The following is a 19,214-nucleotide window of genomic DNA, read 5'->3' on the forward strand; positions in this document are numbered from 1 at the left end:
ACCTTTATGCTAAATGGTTTTTCAACAATTTTGGTAACGTACTGATGTTACCTGCACCCATATTTAGCAATATGTCGCCATCATGCAAAACATGTACCAAACTGTGCGGCAATTCCGCGACAGTTTCCACATAAATCGGTTCAATCTTACCATGCACGCGTATCGCTCGTGCCAAAGCTTTGCTGTCAGCTGCCACGATAGGCGCTTCACCGGCAGGATAGACCTCAGTTAACAACAAGGCATCTGCTTGATTTAACACCGCAACAAAGTCTTCAAACAAGTCACGGGTACGGGTATAGCGGTGTGGCTGGAAGGCCAAGACCAAACGTCGGTCTGGATAAGCGCCGCGCACGGCTGCCAAGGTTGCGGCAATTTCAACTGGGTGATGACCATAATCATCAATCAGGTTAACACTGCCACCTTGCGGCAGTTGTAACCCTTCATAGCGCTGAAAGCGACGACCCACGCCACCAAACGCCAATAAGCCGGCCTGTATCGCGTCTACCGACACACCGCAAGCCAAGGCGATACCGATGCTGGCCAAGGCATTCAACACATTGTGTTGTCCTGGGGTATTGAGCACCACTTCAAATGGGCGCACCGACATGTCTTTCAAATGCACGGTAAAACGCATTTGCATGCCTTCAGCAGCGATGTCGGAAGCGTAAATATCGGCTTCGGCAGTAAAGCCATAAGTCGAAAACGGTTTGTTGATTTTTGGCAAAATCGCACGCACATGTTCGCTTTCGCGGCACAAGAAGGCACGACCATAAAACGGCAAACGGTGCACAAAATCAATAAATGCTTGGTGCAATTTGTCGACACTGTGATCGTAAGTGTCCATGTGATCGGTGTCGATGTTGGTAATCACCGCCATAATTGGCGATAAATACAAGAACGATGCATCCGACTCGTCCGCCTCAGCAACGATGTAATCGCCTTTGCCCAATTGGGCATTCGCACCCGCAGCATTCAATTTGCCACCGATGACAAACGTCGGGTCCAAACCCGCCGCACCCAAAATAGATGCGGTCAAACTGGTGGTGGTGGTTTTGCCATGCGTACCGGCAATGGCGATGCCTTGGCGGAAGCGCATCAACTCAGCCAACATCATCGCGCGTGGTATCACCGGAATGTGCTCGGTCAAAGCGGCCTGTACTTCAGGATTGTCGCGGTTAATCGCGGTGGAAGTCACCACCACATCGACGTTTTCCACATTTTCAGCATGGTGACCATGAAACACCGCAATGCCCATGTCTTTCAATTGCTGGGTGGTCGCGTTTTGCGATTGATCCGAACCCGACACTTGATAACCCAAATTGTGCAACACCTCAGCAATGCCGCACATCCCTGTGCCACCTATGCCGACAAAATGAACACGTTTGACCAAATTTTTCATTATTATTAATCCTTCTGAGCCGCAGCAAACGTTGAAATAACGGCTTGCGCGGTAAGTTTCGCAGCATCGGGCAAGGCTTGTTTGCGCGCCTGTTCCGCCCATTGTAAACAACTTGGTCTATCCAATTTTTGCAATAAATCCGCCAAATGTTGGGCACTGAATTCGCCTTGCGGCACACTGATGGCCGCATCGGCCTGTACCAACACTTTGGCATTGTATGTTTGATGATCATCCACCGCATGTGGGTAAGGCACGAATATCGCCCCCAAGCCCGCCGCCGCCAATTCGGCCACGGTCAAAGCACCAGCGCGGCACACTATCACATCGGCTGCAGAATACGCCGCCACCATGTCGTCAATGAATTCCACACATTGTGCTTCTAAGCCTAAGCTGGCATAGCTTTGTTGCAAGTCTGACAATTTATTCCGACCCGATTGGTGCGTCACCAATGGCCGCGCTTCTGCTGGCAACAAGGCCAAGGCTTGTGGCACCACATTGTTAAACACTTTTGCACCCAAGCTGCCACCAACCACCAATAAGCGCAAGCGGCCTGTACGACCGGCAAAGCGTTGTGCTGGCTCCGGCATGGCGACAATATCGGCTCGCACTGGATTGCCAACCAAACCATCTTGGTTGGGGAATACATTTGGAAATGCGTACAACACCCGCTTGGCGTAACGGGACAAGACTTTATTCGACAAGCCGGCGATGGCGTTTTGCTCGTGTATGGTCAAAGGCAAACCTGATAATTTGCCACCCATGCCGCCAGGGAAGGTCACAAAACCGCCAAAGCCGATTAAGGCTTGTACATTATTTTCTTTAATGATGCGGCGCACCGCACGGATGTTGCTGGCCAAGGTCAAAGGCAACATCAATTTGCGCTTGATGCCATTGCCACGCACGCCTTTGATGGCGATGGTGGCCAATTTAATCCCGGTCGGTGGCACGATGCGGGTTTCCATGCCGCCATCGGCACCCAACCACACCACATCGTAACCAGCGGCCTGTAATTCTCGTGCGACAGCCAAGGCCGGGAAGATGTGTCCACCCGTGCCGCCAGCCATCACCATAACAGTTGCCTTACTCATACTTTATATCCTCGCATGATGCGACGATTCTCCCAATCGATGCGCAGCAAGATGCCCATGCACATCAACATCACAATCACAGCCGAACCACCATAAGACATCAATGGCAGGGTCAAACCCTTGGTAGGCAGCAAACCCAGATTCACACCCAAGTTAAAAAAGCTTTGTATGCCTATCCAAATGCCTATGCCTTTGGCAGTGTAAGCCGAAAAATACTGTTCCAAATCGCGCGCTTGTTTGCCTATCGAAAATGCGCGCCACACCAACCACATGTAACACACAATCAGCAAAATCAAGCCCGCAAAACCCAATTCCTCACCAATCACCGCGGCGATAAAGTCGGTGTGTGCCTCAGGCAGGTAAAAGCGTTTTTCAACACTGCCGCCCAAACCCACACCCAGCCATTCGCCACGGGCAAAAGCCATCAGCGCATGCGTCAATTGGTAGCCCTTACCAAATGGATCTTCCCACGGATTCAAGAAACCCGTCACCCGGTGCATCCGATACGGCGAAGTAATGATCAAGCCCACCATGGCACTGGCGCCCAAGGCCACAATTGCCAAGAACCAACCCATGGGCAAACCGCCGATGAACAACAAGCCCACCGCAATCACGCTGACCACCACAAACGAGCCAAAATCGGGCTCCAAAATAATCAAACCCAGACCCAAACCAATCGGAATACCGACAAACCACACTTTACTGAATTTGGTCAGAATGTCCACCCGACGGGTTAAGAAACTGCCCAAATACAAAATAATCGCAATTTTAAAAATCTCAGTCGGCTGAATGTTAAACGGGCCGATGTTAATCCAACGTTTGGCACCATTGATCTCGCGCCCAAACAACACCCCTACCAACAGCAAAAAACTGAAGCCCAAAATCAGCCACATGAATTTGTGCAAAGTGCGCGTCGGCGTTTTCAACATCGCCAACAACACCGCATAACCAATCGACAAGAAGATTAATTGGCGCTCGACAAAATAATAGCGGTCTTGGTAATTGAATTCGGCATGTTCAATCGACGCTGAAAAAATCATCGTCACACTGAAGGCCGTCATCAACACAATCATCCACAGCAGCGACCAATCAAAGGTCACACCGTTTTTCAACAGCGTGCGGTCTAGCAGCTTGGAGCTGGCGCGGGTACTCATGCTTGCGCCAACGCTTGGTAAGCCGCGATAAACACTTCCGAACGGTGCGCATAATCACGGAACATGTCCATGCTCGCACAGGCAGGGCTGAGCAATACCGCATCGCCCGCTTGCGCCAAGGCAAAGCCTTGCTGCGTCGCTTCGGTCAAGCTCTCGCAACGAATGACGGGTGCGTCCAAACCTTGCAAAGCCGCTTCAATTTGGTCGGCATCACGGCCGATTAACATCACCGCGCGTGCTTTATCGTTTAATGCGGCCTGTAACGGCGCAAAGTCTTGGCCTTTGCCCAAACCACCGGCAATCAACACAATCGGCTGTTGCAAGCCATACAAAGCCGCGCAAGTGGCGCCGACATTGGTGCCTTTGCTGTCGTCAATAAAGTCCACGCCTTGATGGGCGCCGATTTTTTCAACGCGGTGCGGCAAACCTTTAAATGCTTTTAAATGCGGCAATAAATCAGCACGTTTTAAGCCTATGGCCTCACACAAAGCCACGGCCACCAAGGCATTGGCGGCATTGTGCAAGCCTTGTAAACTCAAATCGTTCAGGTTCAACAAGACCTCCTCCCCTGCCATCAATGGCAAAGAAGCGGCCTGTGTGTCTACCCAAAAGTCTTGCTGCTCTTTAAGTGAAAACCATTTTACTGGCCGACCATGGCGGTGCATGGCCACACACAAAGCATCATCGGCATTCAACACTTGCACACCGCTACCACTGAAGATGTGGGATTTGCTGTGCGCATAATCCAATAAATCGTTGTAACGGTCCAAATGGTCTTCGGAAATGTTCAATACCGTGGCAGCAGCGGCCTGTAAACTGTAAGTGGTGTCGAGTTGGAAACTGGACAATTCCAATACCCACACATCGGCCTCACCTTGGTTTTGCATCCATGCATCCAATACGGGTAAACCAATATTGCCCGCCACCACGGTTTTCAGGCCGCTTTGTTCGCACAAATAGCCGGTCAAACTGGTGACGGTGGTTTTGCCATTCGAGCCGGTAATCGCCAACACTTTGGCATTGGCAGCAGCGGCCAATTGGGCAAACACTTCCACATCGCCCAATACCACCCCGCCTTGCGCGGCAAATATCTCTATCGCCTCTTGACGCGATGGCACCCCTGGGCTTAACGCCAAGACTTCGGCACCAACCAAAGCCTGCGCCAACTCGCCTTCAGCAAATGTGATTTGCGGCAATTCTGCCTCAATGTGTGCACGGCGTTCGGCCGAGATGCGGGCATCGTAAGCGACCACCGCACAGCCTTGCGACACGAAAAAGCGCAACATGGACAAGCCTGAGCTGCCCAAGCCTGCCACCACAATTTTTTTACCTTGCCAAGCATGTAAGTTCATTGTTCACACCCTTAGCGAATTTTCAGACTGGCCAAGCCAACCAAAACCAACACAATGGTGATGATCCAGAAGCGCACCACCACTTGGGTTTCTTTCCAACCCTTTTGCTCGTAATGGTGATGTATCGGCGCCATCAAGAAAATGCGTTTCTTACGGGTTTTGTACGAACCCACTTGCAACATCACCGACAAGGCTTCGACCACGAACAAACCGCCCATGATGAACAAAATGATTTCTTGGCGCACAATGACCGCAACCGTGCCCAAGGCGGCACCCATGGCCAAAGCACCGACGTCGCCCATGAACACTTGCGCTGGGTAAGCGTTAAACCACAAGAAGGCCAAACACGCACCACAAATGGCGGCACAGAATATCATCACTTCATTGGCGCCGGGGATGTGTGGCAATTGCAAGTAACGTGCAAATTCAACGTGACCACTGGCATAGGCAAAAATCGCCAAACCCGCCGACACCAACACAATTGGAAACGCGGCCAAGCCATCCAAACCATCGGTCAAATTGACCGCATTAGATGTGCCGACGATGACCAAGTAAGTCAAAATCAAAAAGCCCACTGCACCCAGGGGGTAGGCAATGGAAACGTTTTTCAAATACGGGATGATGATTTGTTCGGTACCGGTCAAATTGGTGTTGTAGAGCAAGAACAAACCTGCTGCCAACGCCACCACCGATTGCCACACGATTTTAAAGCGGCCTGAAACCCCATTCGGGTCTTTGTACACCACTTTGCGCCAGTCATCGTAAAAGCCCAAAGCACCTGTACCAACGGTCACGCCCAACAGAATCCAAATGTATTTGTTGGCCAAATTGCCCCACAACAACACACTGACGATGATGGCAGTAATGATTAAGGTACCGCCCATGGTAGGGGTACCGGTTTTGACCAAATGCGTTTGCGGGCCATCGCGACGCACGGCTTGGCCGACTTTCAATTCAGTCAATTTACGGATGGTCCATGGGCCAAACAACAAACCGAACAGCAAAGCGGTTAAAGCCGCCATCACTGCTCGGAACGTGGTGTATTGAAATAAATTAAAGCCCGTGAACCAATTGCCTAATAATTCGGCTAACCACAACAACATAACATTGTCCTATTTGCCTGTGGTGTGAAGTAAGGCTTCCACCACACGCTCCATTTGCATAAAACGCGAGCCTTTGACCAAAATGGTCGAGCCCGCCACATCGTATTGACGCACTGCCGCAATCAACGCATCCACATCGTCAAAAAATTCGCCCACAGTGCTGGCCTCGCTGGCGGCTTTGGCATCTGCGCCCAAGGCCAACAAAGCCGTCAAGTCTTTTTCATTGGCATAAGTGCCGACTTCTGCATGCAATTGCAGCGAAGTTGCACCTAATTCACCAATTGCCCCCATTACAAACACTTTTGTGCCATCAAAGCGGCTTAAAACATCCAAAGCTGCCTTCATAGAGTCGGGGTTGGCATTGTAAGTGTCATCCACAATCAATGCGCCATTTTTTGATGTAAAGCCTTGTAAACGGCCTTTGACATTGTGGAACTTGGCCAAACCCGCAGCTATGTGTTGCCATGAAATGCCGATGGCGCGCACTGCTGCGGCCGCAGCAGCAGCATTGTACACATTGTGTTCACCGGCTACGGGTAAATGCACTTGCACCTCATCTTGACCATCGGTCAACACAAAATCGCTGCACAATGGTGCCAAGACGATTTGGTCCGCATGCACATCACCGGTGTGCAAACCAAACGTGGTTTGTTGGAACTGCGCAGCGGCGGCTGCAAAAATGGCCAGATTTTGGTCTTCACATGGCAAAATCGCGATGCCAGCGTCTGGACTCAAACCAGCGTAAATTTCGCTTTTCGCGCGCGCAATGTCGGCCACACCATTAAAGTCATTGCCGATGTGGGCACGCAAAGCATTGTTGACCAAGGCCACATCAGGGCGGGCAATTTGGGTCAAACGTGACAATTCACCGAAGTGGTTCATGCCCATTTCCAATACCGCCACTTGATGAGCGGCCTGTAAACGCAATAAGGTCAAGGGCATGCCGATTTCATTGTTGAAATTGCCGGCTGTTGCCAATACCGCATCTTCGCCCAAAGCCTCGCGCAAAATCGCTGCGCACATTTCTTTGACGGTGGTTTTGCCGTTGGAGCCAGTCAAAGCCACAATTTTAGGATTCAGTTTAAAACGCCATGCTTGCGCCACTTGGCCCAAGGCGGCCAAAGTATCGGCCACCACGATTTGACGTGCATCGCTGGCCACCACTTCGCGGCTGACAATCACGGCAGCCACGCCTTTGGTCAACACATCGGCCACATAATCGTGACCATCAAATTGTTCACCCACCAAAGCCACAAACACATCACCAGCCTCAACCTTACGGCTGTCGGTGATGATGCGGGTAGCGTGTTCAGCCTCTTCGCTGATTGGGGCTTGTAATGCGGCCTGTACAAATGCCAGAGTCAATTCACTCATGAGGGTTGTGTCTTCTTATTGACGCTCTGCTAATGCAGCGCGAGCACATTCAAAATCGGAAAAATGGTTTTTATGACCGCCTATGTCTTGGTAAGTCTCATGGCCTTTGCCTGCAATCAAGATGATGTCATTGGCAGCCGCATGGCTCACCGCATAAGCAATGGCCGTAGCACGGTCGGTATCGACATACGCAGCTTGAGGCACGGCGGGCAAAATATCATCAATGATGCTTTGTGGCTCTTCCAAACGCGGATTGTCGCTGGTCACCACCACCACATCGGCATGCTCTGCCGCAGCCGCGCCCATCAATGGGCGTTTGCCTTTGTCGCGATTGCCACCGCAACCAAACACACACCACACTTTGGAATCGGCTTGTTTCAAATCGTGCAAAGTCGATACGGCTTTCTCCAAGGCATCTGGCGTGTGAGCGTAATCAACCACCACCAAAGGCTTGCCGGCTTCGCGTATGCCATCCATGCGGCCTGTAGCCGGTTTAATGTGTGCCAAAGCTTGGCAAATTGCGTCCAGACCATGACCTTGTGCAGCCAATAACGCCACACAAGCGGCCAAGTTTTGCGCATTGAAGCGGCCGATTAACTGAGTGTGTATCTGTGCTTCGCCCCAAGGCGTGTGCATGGCGATGTGCGTACCATCCAAGCTGGGTTGGTATGTGTGTATGCGGATGTCCGCAGCTTCATTAAAGCCGTAGCTGTACACTTGTGCATGACCAGCACCGCGTACTTCTGCAACGAGTTGCGCGCCAAAATCATCGTCTATATTGATGATGGCGTGTTGCAAACCTTGCCAGAAGAACAAACGGCTTTTACATGCGCCATAAGCTTCCATGCTGCCATGGTAGTCCAAATGGTCACGGGTCAAATTGGTGAAGATGGCGCTGCTAAATGGCACACCGTTGACACGGTATTGGTCTAAACCATGGCTAGACACTTCCATCGCCACGGCTTTAGCGCCTTGCTGCACAAATTGCTGCAACCATTGCTCTACCGACCACGCATCTAATGTGGTATGAGAACTTTCTTGCAACTTGCCCCAAAAACCATTGCCCACCGTACCCATGATGCCGCAAGGCTGACCCAATTGGTCTAAAGCCTGCGCCAACCACTGTGTGATTGAGGTTTTGCCATTGGTACCAGTCACACCGATGATGTCCAATTGTTGTCCCGGATGGTTTAAGGCATCGGCGGCGATGATGCCCATGTATTGGCGCAACATGGCGATACCAATATTGGGCGTGGCACCAAAAGTCCACTCGAAGCCACCGTCGGTATCCCAAATCACCGCAGCCGCCCCTGCATCGATGGCGGCCTGAATAAAATCGCGCCCATCAGTGTATTCACCGGGGCACGCTAAGAAAACATCGCCAGCATGAAGCTGGCGGCTGTCTATCACCACTCGGATGGGAGCGGTTAGTCCTAAATCTGACCATGCGACAGTCAGTGGAGTTAAGGGTGTTTTTTCACTAAACATAATTTACGGTTGCTGTGTTGGTTTGGCCGCAGCCACATGCATGGGTCGGGTCGGAGCCACCCCCAAAACATTCAAACTGCCTGCCATGATTTCCTGAAAAGCTGGTCCTGCAACCAGGCCGCCATAATAGCCATTTGCGCTCGGTTCATCAATGCTTACCACCACAACCACACGTGGATTTTGCGCCGGCGCAAATCCAGCAAACAGCGCAATGTGTTTATTGCTGGTGTATCCCACCCCTGGTGTGTATTTTTGTGCCGTACCCGATTTGGCCGCCACATCATAACCATCGACCGCGCCGCGCACACCCGTACCACCTTGCTCGGTCACCGATACCATCATTTCACGCATGGCTTTGGCGGTTTCCGGCTTAATCAATTGCTCGCCTTGTGGTGCATGGTCTAACTTACGGAACGTTACTGGCAAAATCGCGCCATTATTGGTGAACATGGTGTAAGCACGCGCCAATTGCAACACACTCACCTGTATGCCATAGCCATAAGACATCGTGGCTTGGTCAACAGGATACCATTTGTCCCACGGACGCAATTTACCGACAGACTCACCTGGGAAACCCGTTTCCAATTTACGACCATAACCGACTTTGGAATAGAAATCGTACATTTCTTTGGGTTTGAACATCGCCGACATTTTGCTCGAGCCCACATTAGACGATTTTTGAATCACGCCTTGTACGCTCAAACTTGGGTAATCGTGCGTGTCTTTAATGGTTTTCGGGCCGATTTTATATGGCATGGTATTGAACACAGTATTGCGTGTGACCTTGCCTTGGTCCAAAGCCAATGAAATCGGGAACGGTTTCATGGTTGAGCCCGGCTCTACCATGTCAATGACGGCACGGTTACGGCGCTGTTCTGGTTTGGCATCGGCAGGATTGTTAGGATCAAACGTGGGCGCATTCACCAAGGCCAAAATTTCGCCGGTCTTGGCATCCAACACCACCGCACTACCGGCTTTGGCTTTGTGAAAATCCAAAGCTTTGAGCAAACTGTCGTGCGCCATTGCCTGAATGCGTTGATCCAAAGATAGGTGCAAATCTTGACCATTTTGAGCCGGACGGTTTTCTTCGCTGTCGACACCGCTGAAGATGGTGCCGTATTTGTCCACCATCACGGTTTCAATGCCATTCACACCCGACAAAGACTTGTTCAACGTCATTTCCAAGCCTTCTTGGCCTTTGTCGTCGATGTTCACAAAACCCAAAACATGCGCAAACGAGGCGCCCATAGGGTAATAGCGCTTTGAATCTTCAACCAAATGCAGGCCTTTGATTTTCAAGGCAGTGACTTTTTCTGCCTGATCCAACGGCAATTGGCGTTTCAAATACACAAATTGGCGTTTTTTGTCGCTGAGTTTGCTGACCAACTCCGCCACAGGCACATCCAACAAGGTCGACAATTGCTGCAATTGTTCTGGGCTAGGCAAATGATCGAGTTTAGACGGATCGGCAGACACATAACGGGTGGGCACGCTCAATGCCAAGACCGAACCATTGCGATCGGTAATGGTGCCACGGCTTGCGGGCAAAGGCAGATTGCGCACCACGCGCTGATTGCTTTGATTTTGTAAAAACGATTGCTGTTGCGTTTGCATGTAAATGCCTTTGGCGCAAGCGGCGACAAAAGCCAAACCCAACACGCCAAGCACCACGAACAATCGACCATTGGTGGATTGCACTTTCTTGGCTTTTTTGGCTTTCACGCCCACCATCTCTGGCTTGTATTCGTTTTTAATCAGCATGATTATTCTTTTTCTATCATTTTGGTTTCAGCAAGGCTTGGAACATGGAGGGTCTGCTTGGCAGCCGCCTCTTGTATCACGTGGTGATTGGTAAACTTCGCCTGTTCCAATATCAATACCGCATGCTCTTCATTCAATTGATAGGCAGTTTGCTGCTCCTTAGCCAACTGCGTATACAACACTCGATTTTCGTAATGCAGTGTCACCAACACAAATGCTGAAGCCACCACCGCGATAAGCAACAACACGTTTATTTTATTCATAGCTTTACTGACTGTTCGTTCTTGTCACCACCCGCATAATCGCAGAACGGGCACGCGGATTAGCGGAGACTTCTTCGGCCGATGGTTTAATGGCTTTGCCCATGATTTCTATTGGTGCGGCCGGTAAATCCTCGTCTTTCACCATCACCCATCTTGGCAACTTGGGTTTTTCCACCAAACTCTTGAAATACTGTTTGACGATGCGGTCTTCCAAAGAATGAAACGCAATCACCGCAAAGCGCCCACCAACATTCAAGCTGGCGATGGCTTGTGGCAACACATTTTTTACTTCTTCAAGCTCACGGTTGATGAAAATCCGAATGGCTTGAAACGTCCGCGTCGCGGGATCTTGACCACGTTCACGAGTACGGACGACTTCTGCCGTGAGGGCAGCAAGCTCACCGGTCGTTGTAATCGGGTTGTCTGCTCGCCTCGCCACAATGGCACGCGCAATTTGGCGATTAAACCGCTCTTCACCATAAGTCTTAATTACCTCTGCAATATCTTGTTCTTCGGCTTCGGCCAACCACTGTGCGGCAGTCAAACCGCGACTGGTGTCCATGCGCATGTCCAAAGGCGCATCGAAACGAAAGCTGAAACCGCGACTGCCATCGTCTATCTGTGGTGACGAAATGCCCAAATCAAGCAAGATGCCGTCCACTTTTGCAATGCCAAGTTCATTTAATGCCGTGCTTAAACTCGAAAAGCCATTGTGAACCACCGACACGCGACTGTCTTCACTGGCCAATTTCATTGCCACTTCAATGGCTTGTGGATCTTTATCAAATACGATTAAGCGGCCTGTAGGCCCTAAATTCGTTAATATTTTTTTACTGTGGCCGCCTCGGCCAAAAGTGCCATCAACATAAATGCCATCACTGTGTATGTTCAAGGCATCCACAGCTTCATTTAACAATACCGTCTGGTGGGTAAATTTTGTCGTACTCATAAACGCAATGTGGTTTTACCCAATTCTTCTGCTAATTCATCTTCATCAATGTCAAGAGCTGCATTGGTTTGTTCATCCCATGCCGTTCTTGACCACAATTCCATGCGGTTGCCCCGCCCTACCATGGTGACTTCGGTATCGAAACGCACCAATTTGCGCAAACTCGGGGGCAATAAAATCCGGCCCGCAGTGTCCGGTTGTAAAGCCTCGGCATGACCCAATACCAATTGTTGGAACTTCTTCAATACCGAATTTCCTGCCACCGGCATCGCCAACAATTGCGCCTCTACATCACGCCAAGCGGGTTCGGGATACAAAATCAAGTAGTCACGACTCTCTAAGGTCACATACAAATGTGAGCCACTGATGTCTTGCAAAGGCGTCCTAAACTTGGTCGGAATCGCCAATCGGCCTTTTGCATCAACTGTCAATTCCTGAACGCCGTTAAACATGATTTTGCTCGCTGCTTGTGCCTCAAAACGACCGATTTGCCACTTTGAAAGCCTAACACTTACACTTTATCCCACTTTGCTCCACTTTGTACCACACTATATGAAAAAAAGACGGGGTGGTCAACGCGAATTCCCCGCCTTTGCATCGCAAAAATCTGAATTGTATAAATGGCTTAAGCTAACGCAAATTTTCAAATGGTAGTAATTAGTTTAAATTTCAGCACTGAATGCGATGGTTTAAATCCGCACACTTACTTTAACTATAGGTATTTACTCAAATTTGGCAACAAAATGCTCACCAAACCATTTTTGTGAACTAAAATACAAGTGTTGTGACTTATAGACACTTGATTAGCGTAACATGAACAAAAATTTACCTTTGCCCGATGCCGCAGCTGAACAATCCAGCTTGGCTTTACAACAGCTTATTGCGAATGAAATTCAATGTCACCGTAATTGGATTTCCTTTCACGACTACATGCAATTAGCATTATTTGCACCCAATTTGGGTTATTACACCGGCGGCAGCCACAAAATCGGCAGCGCTGGTGACTTTGTGACCGCACCCAGCTTGACCCCATTGTTTGGTTTGACCTTGGCGCGTCAAATCGAACCACTGTTAAAACAAACCGCAGGCAATGTGTACGAATTTGGCGCCGGCACGGGCGAATTGGCCGTGAGTTTATTGGCCGGTCTGAATCCCGATGTTTTACAACATTACTACATCATGGATGTGTCGCCAGAGCTGAAGCAGCGCCAATTGGCCTTAATCCAAGCCAAACAGCCACAATTTGCAGACAAAGTGGTGTTTTTGGACAGCTTGCCGAGCGAATTTGATGGCGTCATCATTGGCAATGAGGTCTTGGATGCGATGGCCAGCGAAGTGGTACGCTGGACAGAACAAGGCGTGATGCAAATGGGCGTGAGCATTGTCGATGATGTGTTTGCATGGCAAGAGCGGCCTGTAAACGATGAACGCATACTTGCCGAAGCCCTGCGCATCAATCCTGACAAACGCCCGTTCACCAGCGAATTGCATTTGAACCAAGCGGCTTTCATCGCCACCTTGGCACAAAAACTGACGCGCGGTGCCATCATCATGATTGATTATGGTTTTGACGAAGGCCAGTATTACCACCCGCAGCGCAGCATGGGCACTTTAATCGGCCATTACCGCCACCATGTCGTTGATGACCCTTTCTTCTGGCCAGGCCTGATGGACTTGACCTGCCACGTCAATTTCACCGCCATGGCGCAAGCGGCGGTAGACAGTGATTTGGACTTAATCGGTTACACCAGCCAAGCCCATTTCTTATTCAATTTGGGCATTACCGAGGTTTTGCTGGCCGAGCATCCCGACATCAACAGCAAAGAATACTTACAGGCCGCCTCTGCCATGCAAAAATTGGTGGCACCACATGAGATGGGTGAGCTGTTTAAAGTCATCGCCATGGGCCGCAATGTCGATGTGGACTGGCAAGGCTTTGTGAGCGGCGATTGGTGCCACAAACTTTAATCCACCTTAAAACAACACATTAGCATTTTCTTGCCATTTTTTTGCAGAAAGTGTTTGACGCAACTGGGCGATATCAGTATTATACGAATCCTCAGGAAACGGCGAATTAGCTCAGTCGGTTAGAGCAGAGGAATCATAATCCTTGTGTCCGGGGTTCGAATCCCTGATTCGCCACCAAATTTAAAAAGACCACATCTTCGGATGTGGCCTTTTTTCATGGCTCGCTGTTTTCCACTTTACCCCACTTGCTCTGCTCATTGGCGCCAAATCGGCCTTTTTGCAGCGCAATGACATTCAACAATCCAGCCATTTCCAATATTACAAGTCTTTTTTGCCCAGCTTGCGCACGAACTTCCCACCCACTCGGCCACTCTGTTGAAGCAACCCTCTCCTCACCACCTCAGAGTGCCTACCATGAATCGCATCTGTTATTTTGAAATCCAATCCTCGCTGCCCGAGCGCGAAGTGGCGTTTTACCAAGCCGTGTTTGGCTGGACTTTTGAGCCTGTCGCCGATTTGCCCATCGCCTATTACCGCATCAGCACTCCCGGCATACACGGCGGCTTATTGGAACGGCCTGCAGCCACACCGCCCACCCATTGCGGCACCAATGCGTTTACCTGCTCGGTAGAAGTGGCCGACTTTGATGCCACCGCAGCCTTAATCCTCGCCCACGGCGGCCAAGTAGCCATGCCCAAATTCGCCATCCCGCAGCAATGTTGGCAAGGCTATTTTATTCATGCCGACAACAATACGTTTGGCATTGTAGAGCCAAATCCCAATGCTGGATAAAACTTGATATTCATACAAAAGCGGCCTGTAAATCATTTACAGGCCGCTTGCTCCTCTCCCACTCCTTATTATTCTGTCTTCACTGCTTTATGCCAACAACACCTCTTTGGCACGTTTGCGCAACATGAATTTTTGTATTTTGCCGGTTGAAGTCTTGGGCAACTCCTCAAACACATAATGCTTGGGCACTTTGAATTTGGCGATTTTGCTCAGACAATATGCATTCAATTCATCCGCGGATACGTGTTGCCCTTCGCGCAATTCGACAAAAGCCATGGGCACTTCGCCCCATTTGGCATCGGCCGCCGCCACCACCGCACAAGTCAACACCGCTGGGTGTTTGTACAATACGTCTTCCACTTCGATGCTGGAAATGTTCTCCCCACCTGAAATGATGATGTCTTTGCTGCGGTCTTTAATTTGAATGTAACCATCGGGATATTTCACGCCCAAGTCACCAGTGTGAAACCAACCATCAGCAAAGGCTTCGGCCGTCGCTTGTGGGTTTTTCAAATAGCCTTTCATGGTGTGGTTGCCACGTATCATCAATTCACCCATGGTTTCGCCGTCCGCTGGCACTTCGCTCATGGTTTGTGCATCCATCACCGTAAAACCATTGACCAAATTCGAGCGCACCCCTTGGCGTGCATTCAAAGCCGCTCGCTCTTCTATGCTCAAATCGTTCCAAGCCTGATGGCGCTCACAAATGGTGGCTGGGCCATATACCTCGGTCAAACCATAGACATGGGTGATTTCAAAACCCATTTCTTCCATTGCTTCCAACAAGGCCGCCGGTGGCGCCGCGCCCGCTATCGTGCCATGCACCACATGCTCTATGCCGGCTTTGGCTGCCGCGGGTGCATTGGCCAAACCCGCATGCACTATCGGTGCGGCCGCATAATGAGTAACCTTGTGTTCACGAATCAAATCCAAACACAGCGTCGGCTCAAAGCGGCGCAAGCACACAAACGTGCCCACTTTGGCAGTAATACTCCACGGATAACACCACGCATTGCAATGAAACATTGGCAGCGTCGCCAAATACACCGGATGCAGCGGCACATTCCAATCCAGCAACATCGACAACGCACTGATGACGGCATTGCGGTGCGAATACACCACCCCTTTCGGTTTGCCGGTGGTACCAGAGGTGTAGTTCAGCGCAATTGCATCCCATTCATCTGCCGGTAAGATCCAGTTATTCGCATCAGATGCGGCCTGTAAAAACACTTCGTATTCCACTTCACCAAATGCAGCTGTGACAGGGCCTAAGACATCGTTCACTTGCACCACATACAAGTCTGGCAGCGCTTGCTTGATTTGCGCCACTTCCGCCTCAAACTCGCTGTCGGCCAATAAGACCTCGGCTTCGCCATGTTGCAAAATATAAATCAGCGTTTCCACATCCAAACGAATGTTTAAAGCATTGAGCACCGCGCCCGCCATGGGCACGCCAAAATGCGCTTCCACCATCGCCGGCGTGTTGGGCAACAAAGCGGCAACCGTGCTGCTGCGACCTAGGCCGCGTTCACGCAGCGCTGCGGCCAATTGCCGACAACGCTGGGCGGTTTGCGCCCAAGTTTGGCGCAAATCACCATGAATGACCGCGGTGTGCTCAGGGTAGACTTCCTCAGCCCGCAGTAAAAAATCGATAGGGGTTAAAGCGGCAAAATTCGCCGCTTGTCGCCCCAAATCGGTATCAAAATCAGCCATTATTTCTCCTTTGTGTCGACTTGACGCGACATCTTTGTCTTTATGGTGATGCTTAAGTGATACCGGAGGCAGCGACTCGCTTACAAGACAAATGCCTCCACAAAACGGTTCACCGCCGTGGCATTCAGTTTGTCCGCATCGGCGCACAAATCAAAAATGGCAGCACTGCGTTGCGGCACATAGCGGGTGGCCAAATTGGCTTTGAACTTGGCTTCCAGCAAAGGAATGCCTTCAGCGCGGCGGCGGCGGTGGCCAACCGGATACTCGATTTCGATCAATTCGGTTGAGCTGCCATCTTTGAAGAACACTTGCAAGGCATTGGCTATCGAGCGTTTGTCGCTTTCCAAATACTCACGGCTGTAGCGCGGTTCTTCAACGATTTCCATTTTCTCGCGCAACACATCAATTTGCGGATGCTCGGCGTGGAAGCCATCTTCGTAATGTTCAGCCACCAAATCGCCAAACAGCAACGGCACGGCCGTCATGTATTGAATGCAATGGTCGCGGTCGGCCGGGTTGGCCAATTCGCCCACTTTGGAAATGATGCGGATGGCCGATTCGTGCGTGGTGATGACGATTTTTTCGATTTCGTCTATGCGGTCTTTCACTTGTGGATGCAAGCGCACCGCTGCCTCACACGCGGTTTGCGAGTGGAATTCGGCGGGGAAAGAAATCTTGAACAACACGTTTTCCATCACATAATCACCAAACGGCTGTGGCAATTTGAATTCGCGTTCGCCTTCAGGTTTCAAAGCCAAATCTTTGTTGGTGTGACTGAACAAGATGTCGTAGAAACCCCATTGCGGTGCGGTCAACACGCCCGGTATGCCCATTTCGCCGCGCAAAGCGACAAACGCCAAGAACACGCCACGGCTGGTGGCATCGCCAGCAGCCCACGATTTGCGTGAACCGGCATTCGGTGCATGGCGGTAAGTGCGCAAGGCTTGACCATCAACAAACGCATGCGACACGGCCGACAACAATTGCTCGCGCGTCGCGCCCAACATTTTCGCCGCCACCGCGGTAGAAGCGACTTTCACCAACAACACATGGTCCAAACCGACGCGATTGAATGAGTTTTCCAAAGCCAACACGCCTTGAATCTCATGCGCTTGCACCATTCCAATAAGCACGTCTTGCATGGTCAACGGCGCTTCGCCTTGGGCAATGCGCTGTTGCGACAAATAATCGGCCACCGCCAAAATCGCACCCAAATTATCAGATGGATGGCCCCATTCGGCCGCTAACCAGGTGTCGTTGTAATCCAGCCAACGCACGATACAACCGATGTTCCAAGCGGCCTGTACCGGGTCTAAACAATACGGCGTGCCCGGCACACGCGCCCCACCAGGCACGACCGTACCCGGAATCAATGGGCCCAAATGCTTGGTACACTCCGGAAAGCGCAAGGCCAGCAAGCCGCAGCCCAAGGTGTCCATCAAACACAAGCGGGCGGTGTTCATCGCTTCGGCGGAAAAATTTGGCTCGGCGAGCACATAATCAACGATTTTTTGAATGACGGTATCGTAATCAGGACGGTTGTTTAAATCGACATTGTTTGACACTGCTCGCTCCTTAGCGTTGGGCAATAGGGGTGACTGCACGTTGTTCTGGACCGGTGTATTCGGCACTTGGGCGGATGATGCGGTTGTCGGCACGCTGCTCAAACACATGCGCCATCCAACCGGTCACGCGTGAACACACAAAAATCGGTGTGAACAACGGCGTGGGGATGTTCATAAAATGGTAGGCACTGGCGTGGAAGAAATCGGCGTTCGGGAACAGTTTTTTCTCGTCCCACATCACCTTGGCCACCGCTTCGGAAATCGGGAACAAACTGTCGTCACCGGTATCTTCGGCCAGTTTCTTCGACCATGCTTTGATGACTTCATTGCGCGGGTCAAATTCTTTGTAAATGGCGTGACCAAAACCCATGATCAATTCTTTGTTCACCAGCATTTTCAAAGTGCCATTGATCGCGTCTTCAGGGTCTTTGAACTTGCTGATCATCGCCATCGCCGCCTCATTGGCACCGCCGTGCAAAGGCCCACGCAAAGTGCCGATGGCACCGGTCACACAAGAATACAAATCCGACAAGGTCGATGCGCACACACGCGCAGTAAATGTGGAAGCGTTGAATTCATGCTCAGCGTACAAAATCAGCGACACATTCATCACTTTGGTATGCAATTCGGATGGCTTTTTGTCCAGCATCAAGCGCAAGAAATGCCCGGCCAAAGTTGGCTCATCGCTTTGGGTGGCAATGCGTTTGCCAAAATGGCTGTATTGGTACCAATAACACAGTATCGCCGGCAATATCGCCACCAAACGAATGCCGATGTCTTGCTGTTGCGTAAACGAATGTTCGGGTTCGAGTGTGCCCAATACCGAAGTGCCAGTGCGCAACACGTCCATCGGATGGGCGCTGGCAGGTATCTGTTCCAAGGCCGCTTTCAAAGCCTTGGGCAATTCGCGCTGCAAACGCAGTTGTTCCAAATAGTGATTCAATTGCGATTGGGTTGGCAATTCGCCTTTGAGCAGCAAATACGCCACCTCTTCAAACAAACAGTTCTCGGCCAAATCGCGCACATCGTAACCACGGTAAGTCAAACCCGCGCCTTCTTTGCCGACGGTACACAAAGCGGTTTTGCCCGCCACTTGCCCACGTAAACCTGCACCTGATAACGCTTTTGCTTCTGCCATCTGTTTCTCCTTTGTAGACTGGTTCTGATGCCAAAGTAGGGATGATTCAAGCTTGCTGTATGTTGTGTCGTGTTGATGATTTATTGTTATGGTGTTGCTGCAAGCGG

Annotated in this window: 16 protein-coding genes and 1 tRNA gene; 3 read left to right on the forward strand and 14 right to left on the reverse strand. The window is 50.7% G+C overall.

Translation table 11 applies throughout. The features are described 5' to 3' along the window. Nucleotides 1-4: 4 nt before the first annotated feature. From murC to mraZ, 11 genes are read right to left on the reverse strand one after another with little or no spacing between them, the layout of a single operon-like run. On the reverse strand, nt 5-1,402 hold the full coding sequence (gene murC / locus BN3003_RS09695) for a UDP-N-acetylmuramate--L-alanine ligase (protein WP_058356793.1): 1,398 nt from the start codon (nt 1,400-1,402) through the stop codon (nt 5-7). 2 nt (nt 1,403-1,404) lie between these two features. Next, nucleotides 1,405-2,487, reverse strand: a complete 1,083-nt coding sequence (gene murG, locus BN3003_RS09700) for an undecaprenyldiphospho-muramoylpentapeptide beta-N-acetylglucosaminyltransferase (RefSeq protein WP_058356455.1) — start codon at nt 2,485-2,487, stop codon at nt 1,405-1,407. Continuing rightward, nucleotides 2,484-3,641, reverse strand: a complete 1,158-nt coding sequence (gene ftsW / locus BN3003_RS09705; RefSeq protein WP_058356456.1) for a putative lipid II flippase FtsW — start codon at nt 3,639-3,641, stop codon at nt 2,484-2,486. Before ftsW ends, murG begins: the two co-directional genes overlap by 4 nt. Beyond that, nucleotides 3,638-4,993, reverse strand: coding sequence for a UDP-N-acetylmuramoyl-L-alanine--D-glutamate ligase (gene murD / locus BN3003_RS09710; RefSeq protein WP_058356457.1), 1,356 nt, complete (start codon nt 4,991-4,993; stop codon nt 3,638-3,640). The genes ftsW and murD overlap by 4 nt, the downstream gene beginning before the upstream one ends. Before the next feature lie 11 nt (nt 4,994-5,004). Next, nucleotides 5,005-6,096 carry a phospho-N-acetylmuramoyl-pentapeptide-transferase gene (gene mraY / locus BN3003_RS09715; RefSeq protein ID WP_058356458.1) on the reverse strand — a complete coding sequence of 364 codons (1,092 nt, stop codon included), beginning with the start codon at nt 6,094-6,096 and terminating at the stop codon, nt 5,005-5,007. Nucleotides 6,097-6,105: 9 nt separating this feature from the next. After that, the gene (locus tag BN3003_RS09720) at nt 6,106-7,470 is read right to left on the reverse strand and encodes a UDP-N-acetylmuramoyl-tripeptide--D-alanyl-D-alanine ligase (protein ID WP_058356459.1); all 1,365 of its coding nucleotides are present in this window, start codon (nt 7,468-7,470) and stop codon (nt 6,106-6,108) included. A 15-nt stretch (nt 7,471-7,485) separates the two neighbouring features. After that, entirely contained in the window at nt 7,486-8,958 is a 1,473-nt protein-coding gene (locus BN3003_RS09725) for a UDP-N-acetylmuramoyl-L-alanyl-D-glutamate--2,6-diaminopimelate ligase (RefSeq protein WP_058356460.1), read from the reverse strand. A gap of 3 nt (nt 8,959-8,961) precedes the next feature. Then, nucleotides 8,962-10,719: a peptidoglycan D,D-transpeptidase FtsI family protein gene (locus tag BN3003_RS09730; RefSeq protein ID WP_058356461.1), complete on the reverse strand. Its 1,758-nt coding sequence runs from the start codon at nt 10,717-10,719 to the stop codon at nt 8,962-8,964. Nucleotides 10,720-10,721: 2 nt separating this feature from the next. Then, a complete protein-coding gene (gene ftsL, locus BN3003_RS09735) occupies nt 10,722-10,982 on the reverse strand; it encodes a cell division protein FtsL (protein WP_058356462.1) in 261 nt (86 codons plus the stop codon). Between the two features lie 4 nt (nt 10,983-10,986). Further along, nucleotides 10,987-11,931: a 16S rRNA (cytosine(1402)-N(4))-methyltransferase RsmH gene (gene rsmH / locus BN3003_RS09740; RefSeq protein ID WP_058356463.1), complete on the reverse strand. Its 945-nt coding sequence runs from the start codon at nt 11,929-11,931 to the stop codon at nt 10,987-10,989. Further along, on the reverse strand, nt 11,928-12,383 hold the full coding sequence (gene mraZ / locus BN3003_RS09745; RefSeq protein ID WP_058356464.1) for a division/cell wall cluster transcriptional repressor MraZ: 456 nt from the start codon (nt 12,381-12,383) through the stop codon (nt 11,928-11,930). Before mraZ ends, rsmH begins: the two co-directional genes overlap by 4 nt. Before the next feature lie 361 nt (nt 12,384-12,744). On the opposite strand from mraZ, the gene BN3003_RS09750 reads away from it, so the two are divergent. The 3 genes from BN3003_RS09750 to BN3003_RS09760 all read left to right on the forward strand — a co-directional run bounded on the left by BN3003_RS09750 (nt 12,745) and on the right by BN3003_RS09760 (nt 14,691). After that, nucleotides 12,745-13,899, forward strand: coding sequence for a class I SAM-dependent methyltransferase (locus BN3003_RS09750; protein WP_058356465.1), 1,155 nt, complete (start codon nt 12,745-12,747; stop codon nt 13,897-13,899). A gap of 100 nt (nt 13,900-13,999) precedes the next feature. Beyond that, a tRNA-Met gene (locus BN3003_RS09755) sits at nt 14,000-14,076 on the forward strand. 237 nt (nt 14,077-14,313) lie between these two features. Then, nucleotides 14,314-14,691, forward strand: coding sequence for a VOC family protein (locus BN3003_RS09760; RefSeq protein ID WP_058356466.1), 378 nt, complete (start codon nt 14,314-14,316; stop codon nt 14,689-14,691). 87 nt (nt 14,692-14,778) lie between these two features. Here the strand turns inward: BN3003_RS09760 and BN3003_RS09765 are convergent, their stop codons facing one another. The 3 genes from BN3003_RS09765 to prpC all read right to left on the reverse strand — a co-directional run bounded on the left by BN3003_RS09765 (nt 14,779) and on the right by prpC (nt 19,107). Continuing rightward, nucleotides 14,779-16,404, reverse strand: coding sequence for an AMP-binding protein (locus tag BN3003_RS09765; protein WP_058356467.1), 1,626 nt, complete (start codon nt 16,402-16,404; stop codon nt 14,779-14,781). Between the two features lie 80 nt (nt 16,405-16,484). Next, nucleotides 16,485-17,969 (reverse strand): 2-methylcitrate dehydratase, encoded by a 1,485-nt coding sequence (prpD, locus tag BN3003_RS09770; protein WP_058356468.1) that lies wholly within the window; start codon nt 17,967-17,969, stop codon nt 16,485-16,487. A gap of 10 nt (nt 17,970-17,979) precedes the next feature. After that, a complete protein-coding gene (gene prpC, locus BN3003_RS09775) occupies nt 17,980-19,107 on the reverse strand; it encodes a bifunctional 2-methylcitrate synthase/citrate synthase (RefSeq protein WP_058356469.1) in 1,128 nt (375 codons plus the stop codon). Nucleotides 19,108-19,214: the final 107 nt, after the last annotated feature.

Origin of the sequence: Vitreoscilla massiliensis, assembly GCF_001457815.1 — a bacterium.
GTDB classification, from domain to species: domain Bacteria; phylum Pseudomonadota; class Gammaproteobacteria; order Burkholderiales; family Neisseriaceae; genus Vitreoscilla; species Vitreoscilla massiliensis.